This is a genomic window from Pseudomonas sp. (assembly GCF_035554175.1).
Taxonomy (GTDB): Bacteria; Pseudomonadota; Gammaproteobacteria; order Pseudomonadales; family Pseudomonadaceae; genus Aquipseudomonas.
On the sequence record NZ_DATMIV010000019.1, the window covers coordinates 292,249 to 307,408 of the forward strand.

General features: G+C 58.8%; 16 protein-coding genes. 10 read left to right on the forward strand and 6 right to left on the reverse strand.

What is annotated here, in order from left to right; genetic code table 11:
• Positions 1 to 254: 254 nt before the first annotated feature.
• Together VNV36_RS09590 and VNV36_RS09595 are read right to left on the reverse strand one after the other, a co-directional pair.
• The gene (locus tag VNV36_RS09590; RefSeq protein ID WP_325717555.1) at positions 255 to 731 is read right to left on the reverse strand and encodes an FxsA family protein; all 477 of its coding nucleotides are present in this window, start codon (positions 729 to 731) and stop codon (positions 255 to 257) included.
• A gap of 77 nt (positions 732 to 808) precedes the next feature.
• Positions 809 to 1,528, reverse strand: coding sequence for a HugZ family pyridoxamine 5'-phosphate oxidase (locus tag VNV36_RS09595; protein ID WP_325717556.1), 720 nt, complete (start codon positions 1,526 to 1,528; stop codon positions 809 to 811).
• A gap of 164 nt (positions 1,529 to 1,692) precedes the next feature.
• Between VNV36_RS09595 and VNV36_RS09600 the strand changes: the two genes are divergently transcribed.
• A complete protein-coding gene (locus tag VNV36_RS09600) occupies positions 1,693 to 2,451 on the forward strand; it encodes an SDR family oxidoreductase (protein ID WP_325717557.1) in 759 nt (252 codons plus the stop codon).
• A gap of 107 nt (positions 2,452 to 2,558) precedes the next feature.
• Here the strand turns inward: VNV36_RS09600 and apbC are convergent, their stop codons facing one another.
• Positions 2,559 to 3,653, reverse strand: a complete 1,095-nt coding sequence (gene apbC / locus VNV36_RS09605; protein ID WP_325717558.1) for an iron-sulfur cluster carrier protein ApbC — start codon at positions 3,651 to 3,653, stop codon at positions 2,559 to 2,561.
• A 305-nt stretch (positions 3,654 to 3,958) separates the two neighbouring features.
• On the opposite strand from apbC, the gene metG reads away from it, so the two are divergent.
• The 8 genes from metG to VNV36_RS09645 all read left to right on the forward strand — a co-directional run bounded on the left by metG (position 3,959) and on the right by VNV36_RS09645 (position 10,752).
• The gene (gene metG / locus VNV36_RS09610; protein WP_325717559.1) at positions 3,959 to 6,010 is read left to right on the forward strand and encodes a methionine--tRNA ligase; all 2,052 of its coding nucleotides are present in this window, start codon (positions 3,959 to 3,961) and stop codon (positions 6,008 to 6,010) included.
• A gap of 114 nt (positions 6,011 to 6,124) precedes the next feature.
• Positions 6,125 to 6,694, forward strand: coding sequence for an Rnf-Nqr domain containing protein (locus VNV36_RS09615; protein ID WP_325717560.1), 570 nt, complete (start codon positions 6,125 to 6,127; stop codon positions 6,692 to 6,694).
• Positions 6,691 to 7,695, forward strand: coding sequence for an electron transport complex subunit RsxB (gene rsxB / locus VNV36_RS09620; RefSeq protein WP_325717561.1), 1,005 nt, complete (start codon positions 6,691 to 6,693; stop codon positions 7,693 to 7,695). The genes VNV36_RS09615 and rsxB overlap by 4 nt, the downstream gene beginning before the upstream one ends.
• Complete coding sequence (locus tag VNV36_RS09625) at positions 7,682 to 8,665, forward strand: RnfABCDGE type electron transport complex subunit D (protein ID WP_325717562.1); 984 nt, start codon at positions 7,682 to 7,684, stop codon at positions 8,663 to 8,665. Before rsxB ends, VNV36_RS09625 begins: the two co-directional genes overlap by 14 nt.
• Entirely contained in the window at positions 8,662 to 9,267 is a 606-nt protein-coding gene (locus tag VNV36_RS09630) for an RnfABCDGE type electron transport complex subunit G (RefSeq protein WP_325717563.1), read from the forward strand. The genes VNV36_RS09625 and VNV36_RS09630 overlap by 4 nt, the downstream gene beginning before the upstream one ends.
• On the forward strand, positions 9,264 to 9,836 hold the full coding sequence (locus VNV36_RS09635; RefSeq protein WP_325717564.1) for an Rnf-Nqr domain containing protein: 573 nt from the start codon (positions 9,264 to 9,266) through the stop codon (positions 9,834 to 9,836). Before VNV36_RS09630 ends, VNV36_RS09635 begins: the two co-directional genes overlap by 4 nt.
• Positions 9,833 to 10,471, forward strand: a complete 639-nt coding sequence (gene nth / locus VNV36_RS09640; protein ID WP_016773410.1) for an endonuclease III — start codon at positions 9,833 to 9,835, stop codon at positions 10,469 to 10,471. The genes VNV36_RS09635 and nth overlap by 4 nt, the downstream gene beginning before the upstream one ends.
• A 107-nt stretch (positions 10,472 to 10,578) precedes the next feature.
• A complete protein-coding gene (locus tag VNV36_RS09645; protein ID WP_325717565.1) occupies positions 10,579 to 10,752 on the forward strand; it encodes a PA3496 family putative envelope integrity protein in 174 nt (57 codons plus the stop codon).
• 88 nt (positions 10,753 to 10,840) lie between these two features.
• Here the strand turns inward: VNV36_RS09645 and VNV36_RS09650 are convergent, their stop codons facing one another.
• Complete coding sequence (locus VNV36_RS09650) at positions 10,841 to 11,467, reverse strand: response regulator transcription factor (protein WP_130912025.1); 627 nt, start codon at positions 11,465 to 11,467, stop codon at positions 10,841 to 10,843.
• Positions 11,468 to 11,927: 460 nt separating this feature from the next.
• Between VNV36_RS09650 and VNV36_RS09655 the strand changes: the two genes are divergently transcribed.
• Positions 11,928 to 12,641, forward strand: coding sequence for a hypothetical protein (locus VNV36_RS09655; RefSeq protein ID WP_325717566.1), 714 nt, complete (start codon positions 11,928 to 11,930; stop codon positions 12,639 to 12,641).
• Positions 12,642 to 12,763: 122 nt separating this feature from the next.
• Here the strand turns inward: VNV36_RS09655 and VNV36_RS09660 are convergent, their stop codons facing one another.
• Positions 12,764 to 13,981, reverse strand: coding sequence for an argininosuccinate synthase (locus VNV36_RS09660; protein ID WP_011335737.1), 1,218 nt, complete (start codon positions 13,979 to 13,981; stop codon positions 12,764 to 12,766).
• 130 nt (positions 13,982 to 14,111) lie between these two features.
• Positions 14,112 to 15,026: a flagellar protein MotY gene (locus VNV36_RS09665; RefSeq protein WP_325717567.1), complete on the reverse strand. Its 915-nt coding sequence runs from the start codon at positions 15,024 to 15,026 to the stop codon at positions 14,112 to 14,114.
• Positions 15,027 to 15,160: the final 134 nt, after the last annotated feature.

The following is a 15,160-nucleotide window of genomic DNA, read 5'->3' on the forward strand; positions in this document are numbered from 1 at the left end:
TCTCTCCTAATTGTGGTTTTCATCGGCCGGTGTAGTCCCGGCGGGTTTAACGAATCCGGCCTGCGCCGGATGCGGTCCGTCGAGCGAACCGCGCAAGTCTGTCCGGTTTGAATACCGGAAACCTTTCGGTGACCGATACATAGGGGCGTACAAGCCGATTACAAGGGCTGACGGAAAAAATTTTTTCATCGCGGCGCGGCAAATAACCGCCATAAACGAGCACGGCACCCGAAGGTGCCGTGTCGATGGTGGTGTCATTTGTTGTCGCGGTGTTCGAACTCGCCTTCGATCACATTCGGCTCTCGACCCAGCGGCTCGCGCGGTGCAGGACCGCCACGGGATTGCAGGTCGTCGGCGAAGGCGCGCTGGCGCATGGCCTGGTCTTCGGCACGCTGGCGCATCTTGTTCGCCAGCAGACGCCGGGTGACCGGTAACAGCATGACCAGACCGACCACGTCACTGATGAAGCCCGGGATGATCAACAGGCCACCGGCCAGTGCCAGCATCAGCCCTTCGAGCATGGTCTGCGCGGGCAGCTCGCCGCGGTTCAGGCTTTCCCGGGCACGCAGTGCGGTAGCCAGACCGGCGATGCGCAGCACGAACACACCGAACATCGAGCCGAGAATGATCAGCAGCAGGGCCGGGAAAAACCCGATAGAGCCTGCCACTTTGACGAATACGAACAGCTCCAGCACTGGAAACAGCAGAAAGAGCAACAGAAAAGGGCGCATCAAAGTTTCCTCAACGCAAGAAATGCCTTGCAGTAAGCCTTAGATGACGTCGCCCTTGCGTGAATTCAAGCTTAACTTTACGGATTTTTCGCCCAAGACTGGGCGTGAGCCAGAGAAACCAAGGCCTCGCGCACTTGTGTCGGCGTATTACATGGCGTTGCAAAGGGCAACCAATAGAGCGCCTGACCGATGCGCAGGTGCATGCCTTCACTGTCAATTCCGGCCAGTTGCGCTGGGACATTTTTCGGCAGGCCAGCGAGTTCGACGTAATGGGCGATGGCTTTGGCATGGTCGCTGTTCATGTGCTCGACCATGCTGATTTCAGCCTTGCCGGCGAACGGGTTGGCGAGAGTCAGATCGTCTACCCAGTGGATCGCACCGAAACCGCCGATATAGCGATGCCGCACGGGGTCGAGCACCCAGAAATCGAAATCGTGGGCCTTGTGATAATTCTGCGAGTCAGGGAAATAGCGGTAATAGCGTTCGGCAGCCGCCTCGATGGCGCCAGGGTCTTCGAGCTTTTGCGCTTGCGCCAGATAGGTCAGGCGGCCGACCGCTTGCACATCATCGGCCTCGCGCTCGCCCACCAGCATTGAGCACTTCGGATCTTTTTGCAGATTGTGCGTGTGCTGAGCGATGCGGCTGATCAGGATCAGCGGCCGGCCCTGTGCGTCGAGGCAATACGGCACAACGGAGCCGAAGGGAAAACCCGGCATCGACCGGGAGTGAGTCGAGAGCACTCCACGGTATTCCTTGAGAAGCAATTCTCGGGCATTCTTCGCCACTTCAGCGCTCAATTTATGACTCCTTAAATGGATTCCGTCTAGAAAACGGACAGATGCGCGATCAAAGGCAACCTTCGCGCCATCGGCCAACGTACGTTTGCCAACTGGCCCGGGACGGTGCCGATCGAGCGTTGCCGACGACAAAAACAATTCTGACCTGCCAGCGGGACATGCGAATGCAACTCAACGACAAAGTAATCATTATCACCGGCGGTTGCCAGGGTTTGGGCCGTTCCATGGCCGAGTATTTCGCCGGCAAGGGCGCGAAGCTGGCGCTGGTCGATCTGAATCAGGAAAAACTCGACGCTGCCGTGGCCGCCTGCAAAGCCCAGGGTGTCGAAGCGCGCAGCTACCTGTGCAACGTCGCCAATGAGGAACAGGTCGAGCACATGGTCGCGCAAGTGGCCGAAGATTTCGGTGCGATCCACGGTCTGATCAACAACGCCGGGATCCTGCGCGATGGCTTGCTGTTGAAGGTCAAGGATGGCGAGATGACCAAAATGAGCCTGGCCCAGTGGCAGGCGGTGATCGACGTCAACCTGACCGGCGTATTTCTCTGCACCCGTGAAGTGGCAGCGAAAATGGTCGAGCTGAAGACCAGCGGCGCGATCATCAATATTTCGTCGATTTCCCGCGCGGGCAACGTCGGCCAGACCAACTATTCCGCAGCCAAGGCTGGCGTCGCAGCCGCGACCGTGACCTGGGCGAAGGAACTGGCGCGTTACGGCATTCGCGTAGCGGGCATTGCGCCGGGTTTCATCGAAACCGAAATGACCCTGGGCATGAAACCGGAAGCGTTGGAGAAGATGACCTCCGGGATCCCTCTCAAGCGCATGGGCAAGCCGGAAGAGATCGCCCATTCGGCAGCGTATATCTTCGAGAACGACTACTACACCGGGCGGATTCTGGAGATGGATGGCGGGTTGCGTATCTAAAGCAAAATCAAAAGATCGCAGCCTCGCTTCGCTCGACAGCTCCTACGGGGAATATGTAGGAGCTGTCGAGCGAAGCGAGGCTGCGATCTTTTTACAGACGGCGCCGATCAATCGTCGCTGATGGTGATATTCGGCATCGCCGGCTTGGCTGCTTCCTGCAATACGATCCGCGCGCCGACGTGGCGGGCCAGTTCCTGATAGACCATGGCAATCTGACTGTCCGGCTCGGCAATCACAGTGGGTTTGCCACCGTCAGCCTGTTCGCGGATCAGCATCGACAGCGGCAGCGAGGCCAGCAGTTCGACGCCGTACTGGGTCGCCAGTTTCTCACCGCCGCCTTCACCGAACAGATGCTCGGCATGCCCGCAATTCGAGCAGATGTGCACAGCCATGTTCTCCACCACACCCAGCACCGGAATGTTGACCTTGCGGAACATTTCCACGCCTTTGCGTGCATCGAGCAGCGCCAGATCCTGCGGTGTGGTGACGATCACTGCGCCGGCCACCGGGACTTTCTGCGCCAGGGTCAACTGGATGTCGCCAGTGCCCGGCGGCATGTCGATGACCAGATAATCCAGATCGCCCCATGCGGTTTGCGTAACCAGTTGCAGCAACGCACCGGACACCATCGGCCCGCGCCAGACCATCGGTGTGTTGTCGTCGGTCAGAAACGCCATCGACATGACTTCCACGCCATGAGCCTTGAGCGGCACGAACCACTTCTGGTCTTTGACTTCGGGGCGGGTACGCTCGGCAATACCGAACATGATGCCTTGGCTGGGACCATAGATATCGGCGTCGAGAATGCCGACCTTCGCGCCTTCGCGGGCCAGCGCCAGCGCGAGGTTGGCGGCGGTAGTGGATTTGCCCACGCCGCCCTTGCCGGAAGCGACCGCGACGACGTTCTTGACGTTGGCCAGCCCCGGAATCTGCGTTTGCGCCTTGTGCGCGGCGATCACGCTGGTGACCTCGACCCGAGCGATCACTACGCCATCGAGGTTTTCGATGGCCAGTTGCAGCAGTTGCGCCCAGCCGCTCTTGAACAGGCCGGCGGCGTAGCCGATCTCCAGCTGCACATTGACGCGGTCACCGATGATCTCGATGTTCTTCACGCAACCGGCGCTGACCGGGTCCTGGTTCAGGTAAGGGTCGGTGTATTGGCTGAGGACGGCTTCCACCGCTGCGCGAGTGACGGCGCTCATGGGCAACTCCGATAACAAGACTGGAAAAGATGACGGGTATCCTACCGCGCTGATTCGTTTGCGGTGAGGAGATTTATATTGCACCGCGCCTTTGTGGCGAGGGAGCTTGCTCCCGCTCGGCTGCGCAGCAGTCGCAATAAAGGATAACTGACAATGAAGATGGGGCGGCTTCGCCACCCAGCGGGAGCAAGCTCCCTCGCCACAGTGATTGTGTCCGCCTCTTCATGAAACAGGCGCACAGGGTGAAAAATATGCGCCAGCACTTTATAGTGGCCGACCTCCGTTTCATCAAGTAGCGAAGCCCCATGTCCGAGCCACGCAAGATTCTCGTCACCAGCGCCCTGCCCTACGCCAACGGTTCGATCCACCTTGGCCACATGCTGGAATACATCCAGACCGATATGTGGGTGCGCTTCCAGAAGCATCGCGGCAATCAATGCATTTATGTCTGCGCCGACGACGCCCACGGTTCGGCGATCATGCTGCGCGCAGAAAAGGAAGGCATCACTCCGGAACAACTGATCGCCAACGTGCAGGCTGAACACAGCGCCGACTTTGCCGATTTCCTCGTCGACTTCGACAACTTCCACTCCACTCACGCCGAAGAAAACCGTGAGCTGTCGAGCCAGATCTACCTCAAGCTGCGCGACGCCGGGCACATCGCCCAGCGCTCGATCACTCAGTATTTCGACCCGGAAAAGAAGATGTTCCTGGCCGACCGCTTCATCAAGGGCACGTGCCCCAAGTGCGGCACCGAAGACCAGTACGGCGACAACTGCGAAAAATGCGGTGCGACCTACGCGCCGACCGACCTGAAGGATCCGAAGTCGGCAATATCCGGCGCTACCCCGGTGCTCAAGGATTCCCAGCACTTCTTCTTCAAGCTGCCGGACTTCCAGGAAATGCTCCAGGCCTGGACCCGCAGCGGGACCCTGCAGGACGCCGTGGCGAACAAGCTTTCCGAATGGCTGGACGCCGGCCTGCAGCAGTGGGACATCTCCCGCGACGCGCCGTACTTCGGCTTCGAGATTCCGGGCGAGCCGGGCAAGTATTTCTATGTGTGGCTGGATGCGCCGATCGGCTACATGGCCAGCTTCAAGAACCTTTGCGACCGCACGCCAGAACTGGACTTCGACGCGTTCTGGGGCAAGGACTCCACCGCCGAGCTGTATCACTTCATCGGCAAGGACATCGTCAATTTCCACGCACTGTTCTGGCCAGCGATGCTCGAAGGCGCCGGCTTCCGCAAGCCGACCGGCATCAACGTGCACGGCTACCTGACGGTCAACGGCCAGAAGATGTCGAAGTCGCGCGGCACCTTCATCAAGGCCCGTACCTACCTGGATCACCTGTCGCCGGAATACCTGCGTTACTACTACGCGGCCAAACTGGGCCGTGGCGTCGATGACCTCGATCTGAACCTCGAAGACTTCGTGCAGAAGGTCAACTCCGACCTGGTCGGCAAAGTGGTCAACATCGCCAGCCGTTGCGCCGGGTTTATCCACAAGGGCAACGGCGGCCTGCTGGTCGACACCAATGCCGCACCGGAGCTGACCGAGGCGTTCCTCGCCGCCGCGCCGAGCATCGCCGACGCCTACGAGGCCCGCGATTTCGCCCGTGCCATGCGTGAAACCATGGCCCTGGCCGACCGCGCCAACGCGTGGATCGCCGACAAGGCGCCGTGGTCGCTGAACAAGCAGGAAGGCAAGCAGGATGAAGTCCAGGCGATCTGCGCCACTGGCATCAACCTGTTCCGCCAGCTGGTGATCTTCCTCAAACCGGTGTTGCCACTACTGGCCACCGATGCCGAGGCGTTCCTCAATGTCGCGCCGCTGACCTGGAACGACCACACCACGCTGCTGGCCAACCACCAGCTCAACGAATTCAAACCGTTGATGACCCGCATCGACCCGGTAAAAGTGCAAGCCATGACCGACGCCTCCAAGGAAGACTTGACCGCCAGCCAGACCGACACCGGCGAAGCCAAGCCTGCGGGCAACGGCGAGCTGGCCAAGGATCCGCTGTCGCCGGAAATCGATTTCGACGCCTTTGCCGCCATCGATTTGCGCGTTGCTTTGATCGTCAAGGCCGAACACGTCGAAGGCGCGGACAAGTTGCTGCGCCTGACCCTCGACATCGGTGACGAGCAACGCAACGTGTTCTCCGGGATCAAGAGCGCGTATCCGGACCCGTCCAAGCTCGACGGTCGCCTGACCATGATGATCGCCAACCTCAAGCCACGGAAAATGAAGTTCGGTATTTCCGAAGGCATGGTGATGGCGGCGGGCCCTGGTGGCGAAGAGATTTACCTGCTGAGCCCGGACAGCGGCGCCAAGCCGGGTCAGCGCATCAAGTAAGAGGTTGCCGTAAAACGATCCCACCGACGTGCTCTGCATGCCGGTGGGATTTTTCATATCTGGCCCGATAGTGCCTACCCTTAAGAGACACCCGCCCGTTTCGCTGGCAGAACCATGACCGAACTCGTGTTAACGCTGATCAGTGCTGCGCTGCTCAACAACTTCGTGTTGCACTGGCCGCTGGGCGTCGCTCCGCTGTTGGCGGGCAGCCGACGCCAGGTCCATGCGCTGGGGTTGGCGACGTTGTGCCTGATGGTGGTGGTCGGCGTTATCGGTCAGGCGATCTGGCAGTGGATACTGCTGCCGTTGCAGCTTGAAGCGCTGCGCCTGTTCGTGTTTCTGCCGTTGAGTGTGTTGTTGATCGCGCCGCTGCTGAAACTGCTGGCGCGCGGGCTGCCGGATTGGCCGTTCGCTGGATTGTGGCCGCTGCTGCTCGGCAATGCCGGCGTGCTCGGGCTGGCCTTGATCAATGCGCAAAACGATCATGGCCTGCTGCACGCGACAGCTTTGAGTTTGGGTGCAGGACTGGGTTTCTGGCTGGTATTGAGTGTGTTCTGCGACCTGCGCGAGCGCACGGTCGACAACGATATTCCCCTGCCCTTTCGCGGCCTGCCGATCGATCTGATCAGCGCCGGACTGGTCGCAGTGATTTTTCTCGGATTCAGTGGATTGATCAAAACATGAGTCTGATTCAACGCATCGATGCCCTGCTGCCGCAGACCCAATGCGGCAAGTGCGGCCATCCCGGATGCAAACCGTATGCGCAAGGCATTGTTGATGGCGAGCCGATCAACAAGTGCCCGCCGGGCGGCGAGGAGACCATCGCCGCCCTGGCCGAGCTGTTGAAAATACCGGTCCTGGAACTGGACATCAGCCGTGGCCCGGCACCGCCGCAAATCGCCTTCATCCGCGAGGCCGAATGCATCGGCTGCACCAAGTGCATTCAGGCCTGCCCGGTCGACGCCATCGTCGGCGCGGCAAAACTCATGCACACGGTGCTGATCGACGAATGCACCGGTTGTGATCTGTGCGTTGCGCCGTGCCCGGTCGACTGCATCGAAATGCATCCTTTGCCTGCGAACACGATCCCAGTGGTTGGCGGTCTCGCATTCGATCTCGAAGAACAGCGCGCCCGGGCTGAAAAGCGTGACCATGCGCGCCAGCGTTTCGAGCGACGCAACCAGCGCTTGCTGCGTGAAGAACAGCAAAAGCAGGCTGAACGTGAAGCGCGAGCCGCGCGTGCGGCACAACCGCAAGTATCGACCGCCGACCCGGTGCAGGCTGCGCTGGAGCGGGTGCGTGCGCAAAAAGCCGCGAGTGCCGATGCGGCGCTGAAAAAGGCCAAGGTCGATGTGGCGATGAGTCGCGCGCAGCTGCACAAATCGCTGAAAGCCTTCGGCCATCCGCCGACGTTCGAGCAGCAGTCGCAACTGATCGTCCTGCAGCAACAATTCGAAGCCGCCGAGCAAGCGCTGGCCATGCTGGAAAACAGTCAACCGGCGATTCCCGTCGCCCCGGCCCCGACCAACGACGCCGACCTGAAGCGGGCGAAGATTCAGTTGGCCATGCGCCGTGCCGAACTGAAAAAAGCCCAGACCGCCGAGGCGGCCCCGGAGCAGATCGCAGCACTGGAACAAGCCGTGACTGACGCCGAGCGCCGGGTGCAAGACCATGCCACCCCTTGAGGCAGCGGACGGTCGCCTGCAACAGGCGATGAATACTGTCCTGTTCGCCGCCCTGCCGGGGCTGTTGGCTTTGTTCTGGCTGTACGGCTGGGGCGTGTTGATCAATCTGCTACTGGCGGCTGGCAGCGCGCTGCTCGTTGAGGGCGCCGTCGCCAGCCTGCGTCGGCAAGCCGTGCAACCGGCACTGCGCGATGGCAGCGCGCTGGTCAGTGCGATGTTGCTGGCCGCCGCGCTGCCGGCTTATTGCCCTTGGTGGCTGACAGTCACCGCCACCGCTTCCGGCTTGTTGTTTGGCAAACACCTGTACGGTGGCGTCGGCCAAAATCCGTTCAACCCGGCCATGCTCGGCTTTGCCCTGAGCCTGGTGCTGTTCCCGCAATCGATGACGCAGTGGCCGGGCCATGGCGTGGATTTCCTCTCAGCGCTGCAACAGGTATTCAATCCGCCCCAAGCGCCGGATGCCTGGGTACAGGCGACGGCGCTGGACAGTCTGCGCATCAATAAAAGCCTGACCATCGATGAGCTGTTCGCCAGCAATCGGGCCTTCGGCCGTTTCGGCGGGCACGGTGTGGAATGGGTGAATCTGGCGTTTCTGCTCGGCGGCCTGTTCCTGTTGCAACGGCGGATCTTTTCCTGGCACGCACCGGTGGGCATGCTCGCCAGTCTGTTCGTCATCAGCCTGTTGTGCTGGAACGGCTCGGGCTCCGACTCCCATGGCTCGCCGCTGTTTCATCTGCTCAGCGGCGCGACCATGCTCGGGGCGTTCTTTATCGTCACCGAACCAGTATCCGGGGCGAAAAGCGCCCTCGCCCGCCTGTTGTTCGGCGTCGGCGTCGGCCTGCTGACTTACCTGATTCGGACGTGGGGCGGCTACCCTGACGGTGTCGCGTTTGCGGTGTTGCTGATGAATCTTCTGGTGCCGGCGCTGGAACGCTTCGCCGCCACCCGACAAGCGCCGGTGAGCGCATGAAGCGCTCGGCGCATGCCCTGACGGTGGCGCTTCTGGCACTCGCCGGCATCAGCGCGACCTATCTGGCGCAGCGCAGCAGTGCGCCGCAGATTGCCGTTGCGCAGCGCTTGCTCGACAGCCGCAAACTGCTTGATGTGCTCCCTGCAGAACGCTACGACAATCAGCCACTGGAACAGCCTCTGGCGCTCGTCGACACTGCTTTACGCCATAGCACGCTGTCGGCCGGCTATCGGGCGACTCGCTCCGGGCAAACGGTCGCGGTGCTGTTGCGCAGTCGAACCGATGGTTACACCGGTGCCATCGACCTGCTGATCGCCATCGACGCCAACGGTAAACTTCTGAGCGTGAAAACTCTTGAGCAGCGCGAAACACCGGGGCTGGGCGGTTATATTGGCGAATGGCCGAATACATGGCTGCAGGCCTTCAGCGGTAAATCGCGCAACGATCCGCCAGATGCCGGATGGGCATTGAAAAAGGACCAAGGGCAATTCGATCAAATGGCCGGTGCAACTATTACCTCCCGGGCCGCCATCAACGCGATTCAGGACGCATTGCGTTATTTCGATGAACACCGGGCGCTGCTGCTGGGGCCCGGCACATGAAGCGCACACTGACTTTAATGATGCTGGTGCAACTCCTGGGCGCTACAGAAACGTTGAGCGCTGCGTTGGCGATGACCTTGATGCTCAGCGTGCTGCTCGGTGTATTCGCCGCGTGCATGTCACCGCTACGCTATCGTTTGGAGGGCACAAGCGCATTGCTGGCGAGCCTGATGCTCGCCGCAACACTGACCAGTTGTGCAGACATCGTGGCGCAACGATGGTTTTTGTCTTGGCAACAGACGTCTGGCCTTTATATGGGACTCATCGCCTTGCAGTGCGTCGCGCTTGAATACAATGGGTTCTTCCGCGAGCCCGTCGTTGCATGTTTCAAACGCTGCGCCAGGTTCGGCTCGTTCATGCTGCTGATCGGCGGGCTGCGTGAACTGCTCGGCCACGGCACGCTTGGCCGAGGACTGTCGGCGGATTGGCAAGGTCTGGTTATATTTCCCCAGGGACTGCATTTGCTGACGTTGGTCCCCGGCGCCTTTGTTTTGTCGGGTTTGCTCCTCGCCGCGCATCAGGCGTGGACTCGCCGCAACCCTGTTATCAAGGAAACGCATCGCCCATGAATGCCGCAAAACGTCTTGAGATTTTCCGTCGATTGCATGAAGACAATCCCGAGCCGAAGACTGAACTGGCCTACTCATCGCCCTTTGAGCTGCTGATTGCGGTGATTCTTTCGGCGCAATCCACCGACGTGGGCGTCAATAAGGCCACGGCCAAGCTGTTTCCGGTGGCCAATACACCCGCCGCGATTCATGCGCTGGGGGTTGAAGGGTTGTCCGAGTACATCAAGACCATCGGTTTGTACAACAGCAAAGCGAAGAACGTCATCGAAACCTGCCGCCTGTTGGTTGAGCGCCATGGCGGCGAAGTCCCGCAAACCCGAGAAGAGCTGGAAGCCTTGCCCGGCGTCGGACGCAAGACTGCCAACGTGGTGCTCAATACGGCGTTTCGCCAGTTGACCATGGCGGTCGACACGCACATTTTCCGCGTCAGTAATCGCACCGGCATCGCGCCGGGGAAAAATGTGGTGGAAGTTGAAATGAAACTGATGAAGTTTGTACCGAAAGAATTCTTGCTCGATTCTCATCACTGGCTGATTCTGCACGGCCGTTATGTGTGCTTGGCGCGTAAACCGCGCTGTGGCAGCTGCCGCATAGAGGATTTGTGTGAATACAAACATAAAACCTCCGACGATTAAGCAGGCCGAAGGTTTTGTCGGGCATCGATTGAAAAAATCTTTTTTACCCGCCGCACTATTGTCGCTATAAGGAGCGCCAAAGGCAGTCTTAGCCGGGAGTTGACTTCATGAGTACCGACACAGAGCAACTGGATGTAGAAGAAGATCTTACCGATGCCGATGACGCAGAACCGGTGGTTGAAGTGGCCAAAACCAACCTCAGCAAGCGTCGCACAATCGACAACCTGCTTGAGGAGCGCCGACTGCAAAGGCAATTGGCCGATTACGATTTTGATCTGTGATAGTTGAAGGCCTCCCGAACCGGAGGCTTTTCACTTTTTGCGGCAACTGAACTTGATCGGCCCATGACGTGGTCAGCTGTCGATTCGTTCAGACAAGACCATTGCGCTGCGCCAGCTCGATCAGATCAACCAGCGACCGCGCATTGAGCTTGAGCAACAAGCGTGTCTTGTAAGTGCTTACGGTCTTGTTGCTTAAAAACATGCCGTCGGCAATTTCCTTGTTGGTCTTGCCGCGCGCCAGCTGCTGCAACACCATCATCTCCCGCCCGGACAGGCGATCAACCATGTCCGCTTCACTCGCATTACCCAGACTGGTTCGCACGGTGTGCAGCGCCTGGTTGGGGAAATAACTGTATCCGGATAGAACTGCCTTGATTGCACTCAGCAATTCGGTCAGATCCTGTTGCTTGCATACATAACCCGCTGCGCCCGACTGCATGCAACGCATTGAAAAATGCCCGGGAGCCTGGGAAGTCAACACCAGAACTTTAACTGGCATGGCGGTAGAGGTCAGGCGCGCAATGACTTCCAGTCCATCGAGTTTCGGTATACCAATATCCAGAATGACAAGATCCGGCAGTTGTTCGCGAGCAATCTGTAACGCGTCTACACCATTGTCCGTTTCTGCAATGACTTCGTAGCCATGCCGTTCCATCAGCATACGTACCGCAAGTCGAATGACAGGGTGGTCATCCACGATCAGCACTTTATTCATGGGCAAGTCCAGTTTTCGCTGTTCGAATTTTTAGAACACGCACGATATCCCAGTCACTTGCGCCGATGCATACCAACTTTTACACACACTTGCATCAAGAGACATTCCCTACAGACATTGAAGATAATTCCCACAAAAGCAGCTTCGTCAGCCTCTTGCCCGACATATTCCACGGCCCATTGTCAGAATTTCAGAGGTAGTGAAACATCGCCCTACGCCAGCGTTTTACGGACTTGTCCGCCGTGATCAACAGCAGCGAACCCGCGCTGAACGATCATGATTCTGCGCCAGCGTTGCACAAATGGATGACTGGAAACATGGCGCGAAAATCTGACTGTGTACAGGCGACGTACGTTTCAATCAGCTTTCAAAACTTGAAACAACAGCCGCATACTTAAACGCGCACTTTTGCTATAAATAGAAATACAACCTGCCAGACAACTTTATAGAACTTAGACTTATGCTGAAGATAAAAAGAAAGATAACCAACCCCATGACAGTCATCGCTATATTCGCGATTCTTTCGGAAACCTCGGCTGCCGTCACACTGCCGTTTCTGGACAATAAGGATCGGGAAATCTACGTCTGGTTCCTGATCAGCTTCCCGTTCTACTTGTTATTTCTGTTTTTCATTACCCTCAACTTCAACCACCGCTCACTCTACTCGCCGTCTGACTTTGTAAAAGATAAAAGCTTTCTAAAGTCAACGGACAATCAGCAGCGCGACACCAAACGAAACACAACGCTAAGCGAAACAGGTGAACACTGCGCTTTTGAAATAACCAGTTGCATCGTTACAGGCAAATCCGGCGGAGGCAGATTTCAACGTTCATGCACAATTCACAACGCGCAGGATCCACCGCCCGATACGGGCAGCCAACCCAGCCCGGTCGTTCAGACTATCAAGTTGTCACCCTTGATCAGCGAACTGAACATCATTGACGCCAGGGATGTCGACGCAACGAGGGAATTTGATGCCATTCTCGATACTCTGCGCAGAACCGATAAAAAGAACGCGCGAGTGTTGGTCTTTCTGTCCAATCATGTCTCGGATTCGCTGGCGCACACCGCACTGCAACAGATCAGGCAAGCGAAGAAAGGCTCAGGCGCGACGCTGTGTATCGTTTACAACCTGTGCTCCCAGACAGTGACATTGTTGGGAAGAACAAGCTGACAGATGAGTCATGTGCCGCACGCGGGCACCCGAGAGACGAGCCTGATGAACCAGATATACATTCCAGAAAAAAAGGCGGCCCTGAACAGGCCGCCTTTTTAGTGCGCGCAGGTCTGAATCACTCAGAACAACTTGCGGCCCTTGTTGGCAGCAATGCGCATGCGCAGCGCGTTGAGCTTGATGAAGCCCGCAGCATCGGCCTGATTGTAGGCGCCGCCGTCCTCTTCGAAAGTCGCGATGTTGGCGTCGAACAGCGAATCATCGGACTTGCGGCCGGTCACGATCACGTTGCCTTTATACAGCTTCAGGCGCACCACACCGTTCACGTTGACCTGCGAAGCGTCGATCATCTGTTGCAGCATCAAACGCTCAGGGCTCCACCAGTAACCGGTGTAGATGAGGCTGGCGTATTTCGGCATCAGCTCGTCTTTGAGGTGAGCGACTTCACGATCCAGCGTGATCGACTCGATGGCACGGTGAGCGCGCAGCATGATGGTACCGCCCGGGGTTTCGTAGCAGCCACGGGACTTCATGCCGACGTAACGGTTTTCCACGATATCCAGACGACCGATGCCGTGTTCGCCGCCAATCCTGTTCAGCGTTGCCAGTACGGTGGCCGGGGTCATTTCGACGCCGTCCAGCGCGACGATGTCGCCGTTGCGGTAGGTCAGTTCCAGGTATTGCGGAGTGTCGGGAGCCTTCTCCGGGGACACGGTCCAGCGCCACATGTCTTCTTCGTGCTCGGTCCAGGTGTCTTCCAGCACGCCGCCTTCATAGGAGATGTGCAGCAGGTTGGCGTCCATCGAGTACGGGGATTTTTTCTTGCCGTGGCGTTCGATCGGGATCGCGTGCTTCTCGGCGTAGTCCATCAGCTTCTCGCGCGACAGCAGATCCCATTCGCGCCACGGCGCAATCACTTTCACGCCTGGCTTGAGCGCGTAGGCGCCGAGTTCGAAACGCACCTGGTCGTTGCCCTTGCCGGTGGCACCATGGGAAATGGCGTCGGCGCCGGTTTCGTTGGCAATCTCGATCAGGCGCTTGGCGATCAGCGGACGTGCGATGGAAGTACCCAGCAGGTATTCGCCTTCGTAAACGGTGTTGGCGCGGAACATCGGGAACACGAAGTCACGCACGAACTCTTCGCGCAGATCGTCGATGTAGATTTCTTTGACGCCCATGGCCTGAGCCTTGGCGCGGGCCGGCTCGACCTCTTCGCCTTGACCGAGATCAGCAGTGAAGGTCACCACTTCACAGTTATAAGTATCCTGCAGCCACTTGAGGATCACCGAAGTGTCCAGGCCGCCGGAATACGCCAGAACGACCTTGTTTACGTCCGCCATGCCATCACTCCACGGGGTTCTACGGAAAGCCGGGGAGTCTACCGCTCAAACGCGATAATTTACAGAGGCGCGACAGCTTAAGACGACAAAGCGACAGAATCTGTCGAGGGCGCGACGATGACCGATGGGTTCAGGAAGTCGCTGCAGCGGTGGCCGGCGTACTCGCCTGCGGTGCTGGAGCCGGGGCCGTGGTCGGCGCCACGCGCGCCAGTTTTACATTGACCCGGCGGTTTTTCGCGCGGTTGGCTGCATTGGTGTTCGGCACGATCGGATACTGCTCGCCATGGAAACGTACGGTGATCTGCGATTCCTGAATGCCGTTGGCCTTGAAGAAATCAACCACCGCCAGCGCCCGCCGCCGCGACAGCTCGCGGTTGGTCAGACGATTGCCGCTGTTGTCGGAATGGCCGTCAAGTTCGATGTGATTGACCGTCGGATCGGCCTTCATGTACTCGAGCATCACTTGCAGCCTGGCTTTGGCGGCAGCGTCCAGATCTACACCTTCGCCGGGGAAGCCGATCTGCGACTGCTTGATCTGGTCGAAATTCTGCGGCAGCAATTTCGCCACACAGCTCTGGTAATCGTTGAAGGCCTTGCTGAACTTGACCGGCAACAGGCGCACTTCCGAGACGCGGCCATCGCCAGACGCGCGACGCACTACCGGGCTGCGACCATCGAGCAGCCCACTGATCAAGCCACCGGCCTGCGATTGCGAGCTGTTGAACAGCACGTTGCCGCTGCCAAGCCTGACGCTGCCCAGGTTGATGTCGCCCCGCCCCGGCTGCCAGGGCGCGGCGGCGGCGAGCAAGGTTGCCGACCCGCCCCCGAGCATGGCGTTGTAGGCATTAAGACGAAAGATCGCCTGCTCACCGGCCTTGCGCACGAACTCGCCCGAGCCGAAATCGGTGATCGGTTGGGTCAGACGGCACTCGAACTTGTCGCCGGCGACCGTCCACTCAATGTTCTCCAGACGGGTCTGGTACGTCAGCGCCATCGCGGGAAGGCTGGCAAACACACTGAGCAGGGCTAAATAACGCTGGCGCACGGGAGGCTCCATTGGCTTGTGAAACACAAACACCGATTCACACAATGTTTACGGCATACCTTCGGGATATCGGACACCTGCGGCAAAACTTGATAGCGAGTGCCTGCAAGAGTCTTTTCCGGTAGCATTCGCCT

Coding starts and splice junctions, on each gene's coding strand:
- VNV36_RS09590 (WP_325717555.1), bottom strand. CDS start 731: ATGCGCCCTTTTCTGTTGCTCTTTCTGCTGTTTCCAGTGCTGGAGCTG.
- VNV36_RS09600 (WP_325717557.1), top strand. CDS start 1,693: ATGCAACTCAACGACAAAGTAATCATTATCACCGGCGGTTGCCAGGGT.
- apbC (WP_325717558.1), bottom strand. CDS start 3,653: ATGAGCGCCGTCACTCGCGCAGCGGTGGAAGCCGTCCTCAGCCAATAC.
- metG (WP_325717559.1), top strand. CDS start 3,959: ATGTCCGAGCCACGCAAGATTCTCGTCACCAGCGCCCTGCCCTACGCC.
- VNV36_RS09615 (WP_325717560.1), top strand. CDS start 6,125: ATGACCGAACTCGTGTTAACGCTGATCAGTGCTGCGCTGCTCAACAAC.
- rsxB (WP_325717561.1), top strand. CDS start 6,691: ATGAGTCTGATTCAACGCATCGATGCCCTGCTGCCGCAGACCCAATGC.
- VNV36_RS09625 (WP_325717562.1), top strand. CDS start 7,682: ATGCCACCCCTTGAGGCAGCGGACGGTCGCCTGCAACAGGCGATGAAT.
- VNV36_RS09630 (WP_325717563.1), top strand. CDS start 8,662: ATGAAGCGCTCGGCGCATGCCCTGACGGTGGCGCTTCTGGCACTCGCC.
- VNV36_RS09635 (WP_325717564.1), top strand. CDS start 9,264: ATGAAGCGCACACTGACTTTAATGATGCTGGTGCAACTCCTGGGCGCT.
- nth (WP_016773410.1), top strand. CDS start 9,833: ATGAATGCCGCAAAACGTCTTGAGATTTTCCGTCGATTGCATGAAGAC.
- VNV36_RS09645 (WP_325717565.1), top strand. CDS start 10,579: ATGAGTACCGACACAGAGCAACTGGATGTAGAAGAAGATCTTACCGAT.
- VNV36_RS09650 (WP_130912025.1), bottom strand. CDS start 11,467: ATGAATAAAGTGCTGATCGTGGATGACCACCCTGTCATTCGACTTGCG.
- VNV36_RS09655 (WP_325717566.1), top strand. CDS start 11,928: ATGCTGAAGATAAAAAGAAAGATAACCAACCCCATGACAGTCATCGCT.
- VNV36_RS09660 (WP_011335737.1), bottom strand. CDS start 13,981: ATGGCGGACGTAAACAAGGTCGTTCTGGCGTATTCCGGCGGCCTGGAC.